Annotated in this window: 17 protein-coding genes; 3 read left to right on the top strand and 14 right to left on the bottom strand. The window is 42.3% G+C overall.

The annotated features are described in order from the left end of the window. Nucleotides 1–42 precede the first annotated feature (42 nt). Nucleotides 43–696, bottom strand: coding sequence for a phosphatase PAP2 family protein (locus C9991_RS07825; protein WP_157949401.1), 654 nt, complete (start codon nt 694–696; stop codon nt 43–45). A 208-nt stretch (nt 697–904) separates the two neighbouring features. On the opposite strand from C9991_RS07825, the gene C9991_RS07830 reads away from it, so the two are divergent. Continuing rightward, on the top strand, nt 905–3,214 hold the full coding sequence (locus C9991_RS07830) for a transglycosylase domain-containing protein (RefSeq protein ID WP_106812779.1): 2,310 nt from the start codon (nt 905–907) through the stop codon (nt 3,212–3,214). Nucleotides 3,215–3,319: 105 nt separating this feature from the next. On the opposite strand, the gene xylA is transcribed toward C9991_RS07830, so the two are convergent. The 4 genes from xylA to C9991_RS07850 all read right to left on the bottom strand — a co-directional run bounded on the left by xylA (nt 3,320) and on the right by C9991_RS07850 (nt 9,054). Then, nucleotides 3,320–4,636: a xylose isomerase gene (gene xylA / locus C9991_RS07835; RefSeq protein ID WP_106812014.1), complete on the bottom strand. Its 1,317-nt coding sequence runs from the start codon at nt 4,634–4,636 to the stop codon at nt 3,320–3,322. Between the two features lie 60 nt (nt 4,637–4,696). Next, complete coding sequence (locus C9991_RS07840) at nt 4,697–6,187, bottom strand: xylulokinase (protein ID WP_106812015.1); 1,491 nt, start codon at nt 6,185–6,187, stop codon at nt 4,697–4,699. Nucleotides 6,188–6,404: 217 nt separating this feature from the next. Then, the gene (locus tag C9991_RS07845) at nt 6,405–7,631 is read right to left on the bottom strand and encodes a C1 family peptidase (protein ID WP_106812016.1); all 1,227 of its coding nucleotides are present in this window, start codon (nt 7,629–7,631) and stop codon (nt 6,405–6,407) included. 22 nt (nt 7,632–7,653) lie between these two features. Then, nucleotides 7,654–9,054 (bottom strand): aminopeptidase P family protein, encoded by a 1,401-nt coding sequence (locus C9991_RS07850; protein WP_106812017.1) that lies wholly within the window; start codon nt 9,052–9,054, stop codon nt 7,654–7,656. A gap of 222 nt (nt 9,055–9,276) precedes the next feature. On the opposite strand from C9991_RS07850, the gene C9991_RS07855 reads away from it, so the two are divergent. Continuing rightward, nucleotides 9,277–10,125, top strand: a complete 849-nt coding sequence (locus C9991_RS07855; protein WP_106812018.1) for a patatin-like phospholipase family protein — start codon at nt 9,277–9,279, stop codon at nt 10,123–10,125. Between the two features lie 360 nt (nt 10,126–10,485). Here the strand turns inward: C9991_RS07855 and C9991_RS07860 are convergent, their stop codons facing one another. From C9991_RS07860 to C9991_RS07890, 5 genes are all read right to left on the bottom strand, one after another. Then, a complete protein-coding gene (locus C9991_RS07860) occupies nt 10,486–10,863 on the bottom strand; it encodes a helix-turn-helix domain-containing protein (protein ID WP_106812019.1) in 378 nt (125 codons plus the stop codon). A gap of 2 nt (nt 10,864–10,865) precedes the next feature. Beyond that, entirely contained in the window at nt 10,866–11,162 is a 297-nt protein-coding gene (locus C9991_RS07865) for a type II toxin-antitoxin system HigB family toxin (protein WP_106812020.1), read from the bottom strand. Between the two features lie 290 nt (nt 11,163–11,452). Then, complete coding sequence (locus C9991_RS07875; protein ID WP_106812022.1) at nt 11,453–12,151, bottom strand: hypothetical protein; 699 nt, start codon at nt 12,149–12,151, stop codon at nt 11,453–11,455. An 18-nt stretch (nt 12,152–12,169) separates the two neighbouring features. Continuing rightward, a complete protein-coding gene (locus C9991_RS07880) occupies nt 12,170–12,763 on the bottom strand; it encodes a hypothetical protein (RefSeq protein WP_157949402.1) in 594 nt (197 codons plus the stop codon). Nucleotides 12,764–13,551: 788 nt separating this feature from the next. Continuing rightward, complete coding sequence (locus C9991_RS07890; protein WP_157949403.1) at nt 13,552–13,755, bottom strand: hypothetical protein; 204 nt, start codon at nt 13,753–13,755, stop codon at nt 13,552–13,554. A gap of 356 nt (nt 13,756–14,111) precedes the next feature. On the opposite strand from C9991_RS07890, the gene C9991_RS07895 reads away from it, so the two are divergent. Then, a complete protein-coding gene (locus C9991_RS07895) occupies nt 14,112–15,329 on the top strand; it encodes an ATP-binding protein (protein WP_022109872.1) in 1,218 nt (405 codons plus the stop codon). An 85-nt stretch (nt 15,330–15,414) separates the two neighbouring features. Here the strand turns inward: C9991_RS07895 and C9991_RS07900 are convergent, their stop codons facing one another. The 4 genes from C9991_RS07900 to C9991_RS07915 form a co-directional block, all read right to left on the bottom strand. After that, nucleotides 15,415–15,663, bottom strand: a complete 249-nt coding sequence (locus tag C9991_RS07900) for a DUF2442 domain-containing protein (protein ID WP_106812780.1) — start codon at nt 15,661–15,663, stop codon at nt 15,415–15,417. A gap of 172 nt (nt 15,664–15,835) precedes the next feature. Next, nucleotides 15,836–17,299: a Fic family protein gene (locus C9991_RS07905; RefSeq protein WP_106812025.1), complete on the bottom strand. Its 1,464-nt coding sequence runs from the start codon at nt 17,297–17,299 to the stop codon at nt 15,836–15,838. Between the two features lie 207 nt (nt 17,300–17,506). Further along, nucleotides 17,507–17,794 carry a type II toxin-antitoxin system YafQ family toxin gene (locus C9991_RS07910; RefSeq protein WP_198643766.1) on the bottom strand — a complete coding sequence of 96 codons (288 nt, stop codon included), beginning with the start codon at nt 17,792–17,794 and terminating at the stop codon, nt 17,507–17,509. Continuing rightward, nucleotides 17,794–18,021: a hypothetical protein gene (locus tag C9991_RS07915; RefSeq protein ID WP_007900915.1), complete on the bottom strand. Its 228-nt coding sequence runs from the start codon at nt 18,019–18,021 to the stop codon at nt 17,794–17,796. Before C9991_RS07915 ends, C9991_RS07910 begins: the two co-directional genes overlap by 1 nt. Nucleotides 18,022–18,249: the final 228 nt, after the last annotated feature.

Below are 18,249 nucleotides of genomic sequence, written 5' to 3' on the forward strand. Positions count from 1 at the left end.
CTCGCTTAACATTGTCAAACGAGGGCTTAGCTTTTTATTTTTTTATACACATTTGCGTTGCAGTCTGTTCCTTAAAAAGAATACTGCTTTGCGGTTTAATGCTGTCGACTTTGGTATTCTAAATCCATATCTGCATTTATATGGCATTATGCGATAAACTGTGTAGGCTATGGCTGTACCAATCAATGCTCCAGTCATGAGGTCACCAAGATAATGCACGCCGAGGTATATTCGAGAGTAGCACACCATAAGTGCAAACAGGAACAGGAAAGCTGAAATCTTGCGTCTTCCAACTATTAGTGACACGTACGTTACAGCGCCAAACGAGTTGGCTGCATGACTGGATGCAAATACGTATCTACCTCCACGATAGCCGTTGACATAATGCAACAGATTCTCCACACCCGGCGTGTGCGACGGGCGAAGACGGGCAAAGTAAGGCTTCATAATGGTTGATGTAACCTGGTCGCATAGCGTTATGATAAGTACAAGGGCAAGCACCACAAGCGTTGCTTCCTTCCATTTCTTTGGTTTGTGATAAAGAAAAAATAGGAATGCCAATGCAAGCGGAACCCATGTCAAGCGCGATGAGAAACTATCCCATAGGGTGTCGTTGAACAAACCACCATTGAAGTTGAAGAATACTGTAAGAGTCTTGTCTATTGAAATAAGGTAGTCAAGTATTTGTTCAGTCATATATATACTATTTATTTCGGCTGCAAAATTATAACAAATTTCTGATATACGTATACCTTTATAGACCATTTTTGTGGAAATTTATGCTATTTGTATAAAATGTACATATATTGTGGGCTTGAATGTCATATTTTTAGCTTACCTTTGCATACTGCATACCTATATGTGCACTAATCAGAAGTCATTAAAAATCGAAAATACGAAGAACATGAGAAAAGCGTTCGTACACTTTCTTTGGGGAACTCTTGTCCTTGCATTTATTGTCAGTGTCCTTGCATTCACGGCTATATGGAATGGATGGATAGGCTATATGCCGCCTATTGAGGACTTGCAGAATCCTATAAACCGTTTTGCCACACAGATATATAGTGCTGACGGCAAGGTGATAGGTACATGGAACTTCAATCGCGAGAACCGTGTTTGCATTCCTTACAGCAATCTGTCGCCTCATCTTGTTGATGCTCTTGTAGCTACAGAGGATGCTCGATTCTACGATCATTCGGGTGTCGACTTTATTGCTCTTGGACGTGCTATCGTTAAACGTGGACTATTAGGACAGACATCTGCTGGTGGTGGCTCTACCATAACACAGCAGCTTGCCAAACAGCTCTATTCTGAGACTGCCAAGAGTACGTTGCAGCGTGTGTTGCAAAAGCCTATAGAGTGGGTTATTGCCGTAAAGCTCGAACGCAACTATACCAAGGAGGAGATTATTGCACTATACCTCAACTACTTTGACTTCCTTCATAATGCGGTTGGTATAAAGACCGCATCAAACACCTATTTTAATAAGGAGCCTAAGGATCTTACTGTTGAGGAGGCTGCTACGCTTATCGGACTATGTAAGAATCCGTCGCTGTTCAACCCTGTACGCTATCCTGAACGCTGTCGCGAGCGTCGCAATGTGGTGCTCGACCAGATGAGAAAGGCTGGATATCTTACTGATTCGCAGTACGACGAGTATGCTGCAAAGGACCTTAAACTCGACTTCCACCGTACCGACCATAAGGATGGTACGGCTCCTTATCTGCGTGAGTTCCTTCGCATATATATGACAGCCGAACGTCCTGACATATCTAAGTATCCTTCATGGAACAAGCGTCAGTATGTGCTCGACTCTATTGCTTGGGTTACCGATCCACTTTATGGCTGGTGCAACAAGAATTTCAAGAAGGACGGTACTCCGTACAATCTTAATGCAGATGGACTGAAGGTGTACACCACAATAGATTCGCGTATGCAGCGTTATGCCGAGGAGGCTGTTTATGGTCATGTAGCTCGCTTCTTGCAGCCTGAGTTTACAAAGGAGAATCGTCGCAAGTCTAACGCTCCATTTACTTCGCAACTTACTAAGAAGCAGGTAAATCAGATTATGGAGCGTGCCGTGCTTCAGAGCGAACGCTATCGTGTGATGAAGGCTAACGGCGCAAGCGACGAGGAGATACATCGTGCATTCCATACGCCAACCGATATGTCGGTATTTACCTATCATGGCGACCTCGACACTACAATGACACCGATTGACAGTATACGCTATGTAAAGTCGTTCTTGCGTGCCGGATTTATGAGTATGGATCCCAAGACGGGTGCTGTAAAGGCATATGTTGGTGGTCTCGACTATAGACACTTTATGTACGATATGGTTACGGGTGGACGACGTCAGGTGGGCTCTACTATCAAGCCTTTCCTCTACTCGCTTGCTATGGAAAACGGCTTCTCGCCATGCGATCTTGCGCCTAATGTGCAGCGTACATATATGGTAGCTGGCCAACCATGGACACCGCGTAACGCAAGTCATAAGCGTGCCGGAGAGATGGTAACGCTTAAGTGGGGTCTTGCTCAGTCAAGCAACTGGGTATCGGCTTATCTTATGAGCAAGCTTAGTCCGCAACAGTTTGTGCAGCTTCTACACGATTATGGTATCAACAATCCCGACATACATGCTTCTATGTCGTTGTGTCTTGGTCCGTGCGAGGTATCTGTGGCCGAGATGGTAAGTGCTTATACAACCTTTGCCAATGGCGGTATTCGTGTGGCTCCATTGTTTGTCAGTCGTATTGAGGACAACGATGGCAACGTAGTTGCTACATTCCAGCCACGTATGAACGAGGTTATTAGTGCCGAGAGTGCCAATAAGATGCTTGTAGAGTTGATGGGTGTTGTAGACGGCGGTACTGCCGGACGCCTGCGTTATAAGTACAACTTCACTGGCGATATTGGTGGAAAGACTGGTACAACCAACCGCAATAGCGATGCTTGGTTTATGGGATTCACACCTGAGCTTGTAAGCGGATGCTGGGTAGGAGGTGAGGATCGTGACATACACTTCGACTCTATGCGTATGGGTCAGGGTGCCACTATGGCTCTGCCTATATGGGCATATTTCATGAAGAAGGTATATCGTGACAGCAGTCTGCCTTACGACCCTAACTCTAAGTTTAATCTGCCTGAGGGTTTCGACCCTTGTGCCAAGGATGCCGATGATATGGAATATGGCATAGACGAGGTTTACGAATAATAGGGTAGAGGGATTTTATCGCTTGTATGAGGGTGTGTCAAAATAGGAGTTAACTTCTTCTTAACTTCCTTTAACTCCTATTTTGACACACCCTCTTCGTATTTATTACTTAGCGTATAGCGCTACGATAGTCTCGTATTTCTCTTGCTTGCCACTTGTCTGCTTAGGCTCGCCGTTCTTCTTGGCATAGTCTACAAGCTGCTCGAGTGTAAGTTCGCCATTCTCAAACTTCTTGCCTTCGCCTTCGTCAAAGCTTGCATAGCGAGCCTTGAACATTTCTGGCAATTCGCTTTCGGTAAGTATTGCAGCCGCGTTCTCCAATGCACGTGCCATGGCATCCATACCCGATATGTGTGCAATGAAGATATCTTCAGCATCGGTGCTGTTACGGCGCAGCTTTGCATCGAAATTAGAACCGCCATTACCCAATCCACCGTTGCGTATTATCTGCATCATAGCCTGTGTAAGCTCAAAATTGTCGATAGGGAACTGGTCGGTATCCCAACCATTCTGAGCATCACCTCGGTTGGCGTCAATTGAGCCAAGCATGCCATTATCTACAGCTACGGCAAGCTCGTGCTCAAATGTATGACCGGCAAGAGTTGCGTGGTTTACCTCGATATTTACTTTGAAGTCCTTGTCAAGACCGTGTGCGCGAAGGAATCCAACTACGGTCTCAACGTCAACATCGTACTGATGCTTTGTTGGTTCCATAGGCTTAGGCTCAATAAGGAATGTACCATTGAATCCCTTAGAACGAGCATAGTCGCGGGCAAGTGTAAGCATCTGTGCCAGGTGTTCCTTTTCTCGCTTCTGGTCGGTATTAAGCAGAGACATGTAGCCCTCGCGTCCACCCCAGAACACGTAGTTGCTGCCGCCAAGCTTTATTGTTGCGTCTATTGCGTTCTTAATCTGTACAGCAGCACGAGCCACAACATCAAAGTCGGGGTTGGTAGCTGCACCGTTCATATAGCGCTTATGGCTGAACACATTGGCTGTGCCCCAAAGAAGCTTGATGTTAGTGCCGCTCATCTTTTCCAAAGCATAGTCGGTTATGGCTTTCATATTAGCCTCGTACTCGTCTATATCATCTGCAGGCTCGATAAGGTCTACATCATGGAAGCAGAAATACTCAATACCGAGCTTCTGCATTATCTCGAATCCGGCATCCATCTTGTCCTTCGCACGCTGCACGGCATTGTCTGCCTTGTCCCATTCATACGAGCGTGTGCTGCCACCAAACTGGTCGCCAGATGCATCGCCAAGTGTATGCCACCAAGCCATTGCGTACTTCAACCAATCCTTCATCTTCTTTCCCATTACCACCTTTTCGGGCTGGTAGTAGTGGAATGCCATTACGTTCTTGCTTTCTGGTCCTTCGAAAGGAATCTTTCCAATTTGTGGAAAATACTCTTTTGCCATAGTTGTTTTAGCTTTTTAGGTTATTACTGATCTTTAATAGTTTATTTCGTTACCATTGTTTTATAATTGCTTTCCGAGTATAGTCTTCCATCGTATGTAAGCCTCTTGATATTGTTGTGCCATATTTGGCTCAGGCTCAATGGTTACGAGTTTCTTAAGCGAAGCGAATGCTTCATTATTGTCCTTGTATATACCGCATCCCATACCGGCACCCTTTGCAGCTCCTACACTGCCGTCGGTTTCGTACAAGTCGATGGTAGCCCCGCTTGTATTTGCAAGTGTTTGTCTGAATAGCTGACTTAGGAACATATTGGCTTTGCCCGCATGTATGTTATGTATAACCATGCCCATGTCTTGCATCACTTCCATGCCGTAGCAGAAAGAGAACACGATGCCTTCTTGTGCCGCACGTATTATGTGTGCGCGGTTGTGCTTGTTGAAGTTTATACCATGTATGCTGCATCCAGTCTCACGGTTTTCCAGCACACGCTCTGCTCCATTGCCAAATGGGATTATGCTTACACCGTCACTACCTATAGGGGCCTTTGCTGCAAGTTCGTTCATCTCGGCATACGACAGTTCGGGCGCAATGTTGCGGTGTATCCATGAGTTTAAGCATCCTGTTCCGTTGATGCACAATAGCACACCAAGACGTGTTTGTATGTCAGTATAGTTGACGTGGGCAAATGTGCCTACACGACTCTTTTTATCGTATCCAACCTCGCCCAATACTCCATACACCACACCTGATGTGCCAGCTGTCGAGGCAATTTCGCCTGGGTTAAACACATTAAGAGATAGCGCATTGTTAGGCTGGTCGCCTGCACGATAGGATATAGGAGTGCCTTCGGCAAGGCCTGTCTCTGCGGCTGCCTCTGCCGATACATTGCTTTGTATGCCAAATGTAGGTACTATGTCGGCTATCATATCCTTGTTTATGCCAAATGTGTTGAGCAATGGCTCAGACACTTTCCGCTCCTTAAAATCCCAGAATATGCCTTCCGACAATCCGCTTATAGTGGTATTAGCCTTTCCGCTAAGTTTCATTGCCAGATAGTCGCCTGGCAGCATTATCTTGTATATCTGTTCAAACAGTTGTGGCTCTTTCTCGCGAACCCAAGCCAATTTAGCTGCGGTAAAGTTGCCAGGCGAGTTGAGCAAGTGACTAAGACAATAGTCGGCACCAAGCTTATTGAATGCCCTCTCGCCGTATGGCACGGCACGAGAGTCACACCAGATAATGCTGTCGCGCAATGGTTTAAGGTCTTTGTCCACACATACCAGGCCGTGCATCTGATATGAAATGCCTATACCTTGTATGTCCTCTCCCTTGCATCCGGTTTCTGCCATTATCTTTTTAAGTGCAAGTTTGGCGTTATGCCACCACATTTCAGGGTCTTGTTCGGCCCAACCAGAGTTTATTGCTTTAATAGGAGCTTCGGTTTCGGGATAGAAGGCAGATGCGGCACATTGTCCGTTGTCGATGTCTACGAGCGAAGCCTTGACGCTACTGCTGCCAACATCAAAGCCTAATAGATATTGTCGATGCATTTAGATAGGTTTTTATATTGTTTTATAAGATAAGGCAAAAGTAAGAAAAAAATTATTTTCTATGAAATAATATGTATCTAAAAAATGTTGCACAAACTACATATTTTATAGGCTGCTTGAGTGGTACGGTTCGGAGACCGTACCTCCTATAGTATAAAAAAAAACGTCCCCTCGTCTGGGATGACCAAACGAGGGGACGTTATAGTTTGTATTTCTTTTAGTCGGCAATTGACTGCTTCTTCTTTGCGTCCTCAATCTTCTTAAGGATGTCCTTAGGAATGGCGTTCTTGTTAACCATATAGTCCATAGTGTTGGCAATGATGAAGTTCTTTGTCATGTACCATGTACCCTTGTAGTCGCCAGTCTCGCCCCAAGAGTTCTTAACCATATAGTATTCCTTACCGTTCTGGTCTTTAGCGATACCGTAGATAAGCATACCGTGGTCGTCTGTTAGCTCCCAATTGTCGAAGCGCTGCTGACGCTGCTCTGCTGTAGGCTCAAGCTCAGGAACAGTGCATCCAAGAGAGTCAACAAGGTTGGTGCGCTTTGCAGGCGACATCTTAAGCCAGCGAGCCATGTCCGAACCAGAAAGGCTCTCCATCTTCTTAGTGTCATAGAAGTAAGCAAGACCCTTGCGTGTGAATCCTGGCTCGCTAACATCGCCACCCCATGCTACAGTATAACCGTTCATGATAGCGTTCTCGATAATGCGTGCCATATCCTCCATAGGAAGGTTCCATGACAATGGGTTGCGCCAGTTGTCCTGCACCTCAACAGCATACTGTGTGTAGTATGGCTTGTGGCTATAGCTTGTAACTGAGACATAGTTGTCCCAGTTTAAGCCAAGGCTTGCTGCAAACGACTTTGGTGTGTATTTCTTGCCCTGGTATGTGAACGACTCTGGGCACTTGCCAAGATATGCATCGAGGATACCCTGAAGTCCAACCTTCCACTGGCTTGAAATCTTATTGGCCTTGCTGCGTGCAATACCAGCTACGTAAGGTTCAAGCTGACCGAAGAATTCGTTGAAGTTGTTCAAAGAATCGCCATAGAGAGAGCCTGGGAACGGCATAGCGTCCTCTGGGCAAATACCATAGTTCTTAAGAACATAGTAAACATCGTAAGCCGAGCCACCCTGAGCAAACTGGCAATCACCATGCAAACGAACCACCTGAACAGCACGGTCCATATAGTCCTTATTGGCAACAAACGACTCGCAAAGGTCGTATGTCTTGCCAGTAGCCTTCAAAATCTCAGCCTCAAAGAATGAGAGTGTTGAGTAAGCCCAGCATGTACCGCTACGGTTCTGGTCCTTAACGCTTGTGATAGGGTTTGCCTTGATGGTAGTGAAGACGGGCTTGTTCTTGTTCTCGTCTTTCTTCTCCTCAGCGTTTGCGTTCAATGCGAATACAGCAAGAAGCGCAAGTGTGAAAAATTTCTTCATTGTTTTTTTATTGTTGTTTGAATTAATTGTTCTTCATAAACTCCTCGATGTCCTTAGGATGATAAGGAATGCGGTCTTTGCCGATGAATCGGCATCCGTCCTTTGTTATAAGCACATCGTCCTCGATACGTATGCCGCCAAAATCCTTGTAGGTCTCAAGCATGTCGAAGTTGAGGAATTCTGCACAATGACCTGATGCTTTCCAGTTGTCTATCAAGGCAGGAATAAAGTAGATGCCTGGCTCGTCGGTTACAACAAAACCCTCTTCAAGTCGACGTCCCATACGTAGGCAATTAGTTCCAAACTGGTCAAGACGTGGACGTGTCTCGGCATCAAAACCAACATTAATTTGATCTAACGACTCCATATCATGAACATCCATACCCATCATATGACCCAAACCGTGAGGCAAGAACATGGCATGTGCACCAGCTGCTACAGCCTCGTCTACATCGCCCTTCATCAGTCCCAGTTCCTTAAGACGTTCTGTCATAAGGCGGCACACGGCAAAGTGTACGTCCATATATTTAACACCAGGCTTGGCTACATCGAGCACGTAGTCGTGGCAAGCCTCAACAATGCTGTATATGTCGAGCTGACGCTGTGTAAACTTGCCGTTGACAGGATAAGTACGTGTGTTGTCCGAGCAATAGTTGTTTATAGTCTCGGCTCCGCAGTCGCACAAAACCAGTCGACCGCTCTCAAGCTCTGCCATTGATGGACATCCGTGCATAATCTCGCCATGCTGGCTGAAAATGTTAGGGAAGCTAACCATTGCACCATACGAGCTGGCAATACCGTCGAGCTGTCCGCTGATATACTTCTCGGTAACGCCCGGTTTGGTAAGACGCATAGCTGTAGTGTGCATCTTGTAACCAATAACGGCAGCACGCTCAAGCTCCTCTATCTCCTGCTGCTCCTTGGTAGAACGCATCTTTACAACAGCATTGATGAGATCCATGCTTGCAGCTTCCTTCTGCTGTACCGGATGAATGCCAAGCAAGTCGAATATCTGAATCTTGATATCGTGGCGATAAGGCGGCAAGAAGTGGATGCGACGCTTCAGACGCATGGCATCGTTGCATATTGTCTTAAGGCTCTTCATAGGTGCCGAGTTCTTTACACCCACGCTTTCTGCCATATCGTGCACGCTGTCTACGCTGCCAAACCATACAATATCCTCTATGTCGATGTCGTTGCCCACAAGTGTCTCAATGTCGTTGTCGATGTCGATAACGCCAACAAGACCGTCGCGGTTCAAACCGAAGTAATATAGAAAGGAAGAGTCCTGACGGAATGGTGAATAGCCATTTGCAGGACAGTTGCAAGGTGATTCGTTGTTTCCGAACAATATAATAATTCCGCTCTTTACAAGCTCCTTGAGTTTGGCGCGGCGGTTTACGTAGGTAGCTTTATCAAACATATTAATAATGTATTAAGTTTAAGTGCAAAGTTAATGAATTTTAAACACACACCAAAGACTTAACTTCTTATTTATGTTTTATTATGATTAGAACAAAGGCTGATGCGCAAAGTGTCATAAGGTTTTGAAATATTTTTGTGTTTGAGTCGGTTGTTTGATGTATTTTGCTTACTTTTGCAATGAGGAAACTATTATTGTAGATAACGGAAAAACATAAGTGAGATGACTATTGACAGTAACACCGGACTTGTACTCGAAGGCGGCGGAATGCGCAGCGTCTTTACCAGTGGCGTGTTGGACGCCTTCATGAAACACGGTTTGTATTTTAATTATGTAGTGGCTGTGTCGGCTGGCGCTTGCAATGGTATGTCGTATATCAGCAGGCAGCCTCGTAGGGCGCGTGTATCCAATATTGATTATCTTGCGCGTTACAATTATATAGGCTTGCGTCATATTGTAACTCAAGGCTGCATATTCGACAGAAAGTTGTTGTACGACAAGTTCCCTAATGAGTATATACCATTCGACTTCGACACCTTTTTTAATAATAAGGCAACGTTCGAGATGGTTACTACCAACTGCTTAACCGGTCGCGCCGAATATTTGCAGGAGCGAAACGACCGTCAGCGTGCTCTTGATGCTGTCAGGGCATCGAGCTCGTTGCCATATGTCAGCAAAATTGTTATGGTAGATGGTGTGCCAATGCTTGATGGAGGAATAGTTGACAGCATTCCGGTGATGCGTGCCGTGGAAATGGGACATAAGAATAATGTGCTTATCCTTACCCGCAACAAGGGTTGGCGCAACACGGGTCACGACCATAAGATACCTAAGTTTATATACAAGAAGTATCCTCGCCTGCGTGTGGTGCTTAGCCGACGACTTGAGGCTTACAACCGACAACTCGATATGATAGACCGAATGGAAGAAGAGGGTAGTGTTGTATGCATTCGTCCGGAGCGTACTATGGAGGTTACGCGTATGGAGAAAGATACCGCAAAGCTGGAGCGTCTGTACGAGGAAGGCTTCAAACTTGGCGAAGAGTTTTGCCTAAAATATAAGGGAGAATAGAGGGTGTGTCAAAATAGGAGTTAAAGGAAGTTTGGACTTCGCCCGAAGTTAACGGATGTTAGCGGACATATGTATAAATTGCTGAAAATAAAGCAATTGTCTGTTCGCTCGGCTTTGCCGCTTGCTTTAGCAAGAACTCCCATCCATCGTAGATGGATTAACTTCTTCTTAACTTCCTCTAACTCCTATTTTGACACACCCTCGTCAATTTAATATATGTTCTTTTGGCATTTAATATATGTTCTTTTGGCATTTAATATATGTTCATTTAATATATATTACTTGTGTCATTTTACGACCATATAACCAAGGGTCTATACGTCACCTGTTCGTCGTGGCATATAGGCCCTTGTCGTTTGTTTATCCCAATACAACATTGGCAGGAACGCCAAGGTTGTGGTATATGTTTCTTGCAACATCAAAATTAATTGCACGACGTCCATGGAGAATATCACTTAATGCGGTTGTTGATACGCCTATAGCTTTTGCAGCCTCCTTTTGCTTGTATCCTTTTTGGCGAAAAGCAACTTTGATGGCAGCTATAAGTGAAGGCTTAACTCGCCATGGATGGGGATCAACTTCGCATTCCCAATCGTAAGCAGCTTCGCTGAGGACCTTTAATTCTTCTTTTTCTACTTCGCTGAGAAAGTCCATACCGCCCAATTGGGTACCCTTTGCAAGCAGAGCCTCCATTCGCTCTTCAATTTCATTATATGTCTTTTCGTCTTTGATAGTCATAGTTATATATTTTTAATGTCCTTAATTTTATCATATTCGGCATGAGTTCCAACAAATCTAATATGTAGAAATCCTTGAAAGAACACAACGATAGTTACAAGCCTAAATTTATTGCCTGATATATTGAAGACATATCTGTCATTCCCTACATAATCTGCCGAAGGAAATGCTTGCTTTAATTCTGCATGACTTTTCCATTCTGTCTTTTCAACAAACTCTGCCCAGCGCATGAGCGGATCTGCTGCATCAGGATGTTTCCTTGCAAAATCTTTTAGCAATTTGAACTTTAATATCTTCATAATCGTTTATTTTTGCTGCAAAAATAAATAAAAGTTCTCTATATTGAGAACTTTCCGTAAGAAAATAAATAAATGTTTGCAATATTTAACTCATACATTCAGGGTGTGCGTGGCGACATTCTTCGGCAGAGGAGATAAAGCTGCTGATAGCGGAAATGTAGATTACGAATATCACCATATAATCAAGGGTCTATACGCCTCCTTTTTTCAACTAAGGTTGAGTATTGCATATCAAGCACTTAGTGATTGAAAACAGTAAAAAGTGGGTACAATAAATTGGACAGCCTACTTTATAAGTCGCAATTTAATTCCAAAAAACTTTTAATAGAGTTACCTATAGAAAATAGTAACTCATTATTTATTGGTCCGCTTAATTGTCTTGTATGGATGACTAACTTATTTGATTTGTCGTAATCAAGACCATCATAATGAATCCAATAATTTTGAGTCGAATCAGGTAAACCAACTTTGTGAAAAGACACTCCAAAAGTATTGTCAATTTGTCTATTGCTTCCTTGATTGACAATATAGCTTCCACAAGCAAGCACCACTACAGGAAAAGATTGTATGAACTTAGATTCTTTGAACAACTCAAGTTTTGTCCCTATCGTGTCTTTTTTTGCATAGGCAGAATGGCGAGCACAAACATTATTGAGCTCCGTACAAAATGCCATTTCTTCAAAATCTAATTTTCCTGCTATATGTTTTCTTTTAGGATAAACAGTATCTATTATCTTTTGATACTTGCTCCATGTACATCCCTCGCCTTTTTTCGAGCGGATTTGCCAAAGGTCTTTATAACTCTTGCCATTTAGTTCATTCAAGCACTCAAAGGTGTGTCTGTTGTTTATCACCTTCAGCTCATTTGTATTGTTGGGCTCACAGCCGACAAACAAAATCATTGAGTTAGGATTTCCTTGTCCTATATAGAAGTCGCTGTTGCTGCATTCTTGCGCAAATTCTTTAAATAGTAAATATCTGTCTGTCATATTTTTTTTGATATAGGGTTAGCTTTGCTCTAATTGTAAAAGCGCATGTAGTTTTTCCAACAACTGCCTTTCTTTTTCAATATTCTCTTCTACTTTTTCAAATCTAATGCCAGCAAGCTGAGCTATACTAAAATTTGCAATTTGTCTTGAAACAATCTGCGAAATTTTATATTCGGTTTCCAACATTTGCGCATACTCGTTAATGTTACGTGAGTTTCTGAGCATTAGCAATGTTTTTTCTATATTACTATCTGAGCAACATATTAGTAGGGCTTTACCAACTGCTATTTCATTCTCTGTCGCCTTTATCCAATCTTTCGTATGACCATACATATAGAAGAATATAGAATGATTCCCTAACACCCCATTAGTGGTAGGCTTAGGTGAGTGTTTTATTTCTTCAGCAAATAATTCTTGTGAGAGTAAAAGGTAATCTTTGTGTTTCCCATTATCAACAAAGATAATATCGTCTGTAATTTTTCTATAATTCGGTTTGTACCGAAGCAATTTGGAATAATTTGATATTTCCTCAATTTTGTAGGTATATATTTTACCATCTTTTATTTCATATCTTATTTCCTTATGCATAAAATCCATTTCAGTAAATGCCAACGGCTACTATATTGGCATGATTAATAAATGGTTGGTATATATACATGAAAACGTGGAGCCAATCCTGTCACTCGTTCTACGCAGTAAATGCTCTGGCATCGCCCAAGTTGTCGAAACGAGCAACGCCGAAAGCCCCACGCCTGTGTACGTATATAGAAAGCACTCTTGACAACTTTGCTCGAACTGCCAGATTATTACTGCGTCAAAACCAAAGCGTACAGTTACGCCTTATATGTATATATGTCTGCCCAACCTCTGCCCATTGGGGCTTCTGGTATGGGTTAGACGTTACAAAGATAACACTTTTACCTTGAAAACCACTTTGTTTGACTGGCAAAGTATGATTCCATGGTCTGATTTAACATCATCAAATATAAATATGTCAAAGAAATCCACTTTGCGATATTTTTCTTGCTAAAAAGTTTGTATTATCAATAATTATTCGTATATTTACAGCGTCAGTCCTCGCCAAGCCTCTTAACAATGCTCAAATCGTGCGAGGCGTTTTTTGTTTATACCCTTTTGAATATGGCGAATCTTATTTCCTTTACAAAACGGTTTGAATCCTCGGAAAATCTCGTTAATTTGCTTGAATCACGAGGTTTACAGATTAGCAAAGACCATCACCACCATACAAATTAAGCTACCTCTGAACAAGGATGTATACACTCAGACAATGTTGATGGCAAGGCATCAGAAAATCTCCAAACTCTTTGATGAAGATTTTTGGGTGACGCAATGACGAAGTCAGGACGAATGGATAACCTTCACTTTCTTCCATACTAATTTCAAATTAACTGTTTATAGACAGGAATGCGGATTTTGTCTAATTGTTCTGTTGTCAAAGCCTTGATATCATCGTTAACCGTAAAATACACAGTAGGATATCGGTACTTACCATTAGGCATAAGTACCTTCGTTACCTGCTTGATAATCTCAACACCATCAAGCGTAACTATCTTAGTCTCTGTTTTATCTACTATCTTTCCCATAAACAGAATTTTTGTTATTTGATTCATTGGCTATGCAAACAAACACAATGAAAGCTTGTTTTCAAATTGCCAAGTGCAGCATTCTGCCGTAAAGATACACTGCTTTTTTGTAACTACCAAATTATTCGTGAAGAAAACAACATAAAAATATAATAGCCAAGATGTAGATTACGACTATCACCAAATAATCAAGGGTCTATACGCCACCTGTTCATCGTGGCATATAGACCCTTGTCGTTTCCCGTGAGGTGCAATGTGTACCCAACCTGTTAATTATAAGTAATAAAAACAAAAATCTATCGTTTTTGTTACTTATGTGAAACAAAAAGAGTATCTTTGCGAAAAGTTTTACTCGTATGAAACAAAAAATATTAGAAAGACTAGGGTATTCCAACCGTATCGAACGCATGTTTGGACGTGGAATGATGATTGCATTGACGGGCCAAAGGCGTGTCGGCAAGAGTTGTGTGATGCGGCGAATTTATAATCACATCGCTGAGAATGAAGAAAATCACGTTATCTATATAGATAAGGAGAAAACCTCATTTGATATGATAGCCAACTATCAGGATCTGGAGGCTTATGTAGCAGCCAACATCGTTGAGGGTAAGGAAAACTATCTGTTTATTGATGAGGTGCAGGAGATTTCTGATTTCGAGAAAGCACTCCTCAGTATCCAATCGGATGATACCTGCCAGATTATGATTACCGGCAGCAACGCCAAGATGCTTTCGGGCGAACTGGCAACTCGCCTGAGAGGCAGATATATAGCTTATCGTATTCGAGGACTCTGCTATGAAGAGTTTCTGACGTTCCATGAACTGAAGGATGATGATGCTTCCTTGAACCTGTATCTGCAGTATGGCGGGCTCCCTCAGTTGCGCAGTTTAGGATTGGAAAATACGGATTTGGTAGAAGATTATCTTGACAATGTGTATAATACGATAGTACTTCGTGATATCATAGAGCGAGAAAACATCAGAAACATACCATTGTTGCGAACGCTGCTGAAGTTTGTGAGCGATAATATCGGTAAACAATTCTCAGCAACGAGTATTGTAAAATTTCTGAAAAGCCAGAACACCGAAACGTCTGCCAAGATGATTCTCACGTATTTGGAGTATTTAAGCAATGCTTTTATTATCGATCGAGTTAACAGATACGACATTCATGGCAAGCGACTTTTCGAGTTAGGCGACAAGTTCTATTTCGAAGACCTGGGAATCAGGAATCATATTATAGGTGGCAACAGGCGTTTTGATATCGAAAAGGTGATGGAGAACGCTGTATATATCCATTTGTGCAGGATGGGTTATAAAGTATATGTTGGTCAGATGTATAAGGCTGAGATTGATTTTGTTGCCGAGAAAGCGGATAGTGTGGCGTATGTGCAAGTTACCTATCTGCTGGCTTCTGAGGAAACGGTAGAGCGTGAATTCGGCAATTTGAAATTGATAAAAGACAGTCATCCCAAATACGTGATTTCTATGGATAGGCTTTACAGTCAAACCAATATTGATGGCATTAAGCACATTCATCTGCGAGATTTTCTGAAAATGACTACTTTGGTTTGATGCCAGGTAGATTATGAATATCACCATATAATCAAGGGTCTATACGCCACCTATTCATCGTGGCATATAGCCCCTTGAATGTTGTTTAGCAGCAAACGCCAGCATATAACTTATCTATTGGGAATATCAAATCCCAATTCTTTCCCCAAACGATATTGCCAAACTCTATCTTGAACTTTTTGAATTTGTTTTCATTCAAGTAAGAGTTGTATTGCGGATGTGGATGCTTTCTGATAAAAGCGCCAACATCTATCGTCTTAACGGTGTCATCATTAAAGTGCAATTCCACTTTTAATGGCGCCACATATTTTGCAGAAACAATACTTAAGTTCATAATTTCTTTGGCATTGCAACCTCCTTTTTTAATCAGTCTCACTTACAAAGCTAAGCTTTTATTTTGAAAGCGCAAAGAAAACAGAAGAAAAGTTTTGGTAAATATTGTGATAGCTTTTGAAGAGAAGGGTCTATACGCCCACCTTTCATCGTGGCATATAGACCATTGTCGTTTAGAATCTCAAAATATATTCGTCACCATCTTTGAAGGCATTGGTTCCCTCAAGGTAACGACGTGTCTCCTCGAAATCCTCACCTATGATGTTGGCACTAAACTGCCGAACTCTTGATACAGCCTTGATGATAACGCTTGGGTCGCCTTTTCTAGTCAAGCGTCTCAATCCATTTAGGTAATCCTCACGAAAGACTGTAGGAATGATAATCTTTGATTGGTCTGCATGGACAAGTTCAGCGTTCATCATGATTCTTGAGATACGACCGTTACCATCATTGAAAGGATGAACCTCGCTAATCATGAATAGGATAAAGAGAGCCTTGGCGAAAGGCGACTCCAGGGCTTTGTAGAAGTCGAATCCCTTTATCAAAGTTCCCCTTACAAGTGTGCAGTCTACGAAATGCGAATCACCAGCATGGTTGTTTTGACCCACGAACATACCTGGATTCCTGTCGGGTCTCGCTGCCATCATAATTCTATGACGGTCTTGAAGGATCTCTATCAGTTCATCGGCAGTATTTGGCGTTCGTATCATCTCTCGTCTGCTTGCTACAATTTGGAACGTTCCAAGAACATCATGTGAGTCTGCATTTCTTGCTGGCATTGGCTGACCTGTCTCTATGATGCGATAAGCATCTTCTATCTCAAACTCTGTTCCTTCGATATAGTTAGAGAAGTAGCTCTCGAAAAATGCAAAGTTTCTAAATGATGCGGTAGAAACATTCTGCTCGTCCATATTAGGAAAAGGTTCATTATGAAGCGCCTTGAACAACGTTTCAAACAATTTGACACGTTCTTGATCAAACGGCACACCTTGAGCTCTGGCTAAAGCACTGCCAGAGGAAAGTATTCCTGAGGGTTTGGTAGAAAGCAAGGCTCCAATAATAGAATTGAGAGTTTCAAACTCTTCTGTCATATTCAGCTGTTTGGCAATTTCCTTAGCTTTGTCACGGAAGCCGTTGATGCCTTCTTCTCCATTAACTACTAACATTTTTTCCAGGTTCTCCTCGATATACGTCCTTGGCAAACATTTGGAAACATTGCCACGAGTCCTACCTTTTTGGAGATTTTCAAGCATGCGTCTTTCTGTGCTTGATATATACAAGTTCTCAATGAAAGGCATATCATGGGCTGTACCCATTGGACCTTTCATTAAGTGAACTTTAATACCTGGCAATTCTATGTTTTTGGTATATTTGTATGTCAAGAAGATATCGCCATCAGATGTTGGTTTAAGTTCAAATGCAGAGCGATGGCTGATAACAGCATGAGGATAAAGTTGTCCTAAAATATAGAATACATTTCTTCTGATGATGTCCTCAGGTGCATCATCCATGTTACTTGTATAGATTCTTGTAGCTATCTTTCTCAGTTTTCCACTTTTCACTTGATTGCTACTGCGAATGTCAGCAGTACCTACCACTACTTCCATAATATTATGGATAGTATTATTATGTGCCATATTTTTCAATTAAACGTTTGTTTTTCTGCAAAGATAGCCATTTCTTTCTATTAAGAAACGCTTTTGTGCCATATTTTTCGATTAAGAAGACGTTTTTAAGTAATATCATCCACCCAACAGGCACCAGGACACGATGAAGGGTCTATACGCCACCTGTTCATCGTGGCATATAGACCCTTTGTCGTTTCCCCGAAGTGCGGGGGGATATTATCTTCTTGTTTTGCCAAACACATCGGAATGGGTACCCGTTGTTAGCATTAAGAGAGTCAATTCGTCATCATTCTGTTCCCAAATTAACAGCCAGTCTGGTTTTATATGCGCCTCCCATTCACCTTCATGGTTACCATGAAGAACATGTGGTTTGTATTCTGATGGTAGACTACCATTTTCTACCAATATTGCTATGGCTTTTCTTAGTTCTTCTATCGGATAGCCACGCTTTTTGCAAAGCTTTAAAGCCTTGTCAAATCTTTTGGTTGTACCAAACTTATACATTATTCTCCTAAAACAGTGTCAAACATTTCGTCAACAGAATTCCATTGGGTAACCCTACCTTTCGCCTTGTCCTCTTCGGCAAGTTCCAGACCAGTCTTCTTAGGTCTCATAATAGAAATAGAACTAACACCATTCATCATTTTGATGGCGTTTTTCAGCTTTGTCAACATAGTAGGGTCAGATACCGTTACCAAAAGCTGTGGCTCATTTATGATTGAGGTATTCATACTTACTCCTTATTTAATGTATATATGGTTATTCATCAACAAAAGTACGTTTTATTCTTGAAACTACCAAGCAAAACCTATAAAACTTCTAAGGTCAAGGTTTTAACTATATATAAGTTTTAATGAGCTGCAACACTACAGATGCTGATTTACATTCAAGGGTCTATACGCCACCTGTTCATCGTGGCATATAGACCCTTGTCGTTTCCCGTGAGGTGCGGGGGGATA

This window comes from Prevotella merdae (assembly GCF_900290275.1).
Classification (GTDB): domain Bacteria; phylum Bacteroidota; class Bacteroidia; order Bacteroidales; family Bacteroidaceae; genus Prevotella; species Prevotella merdae.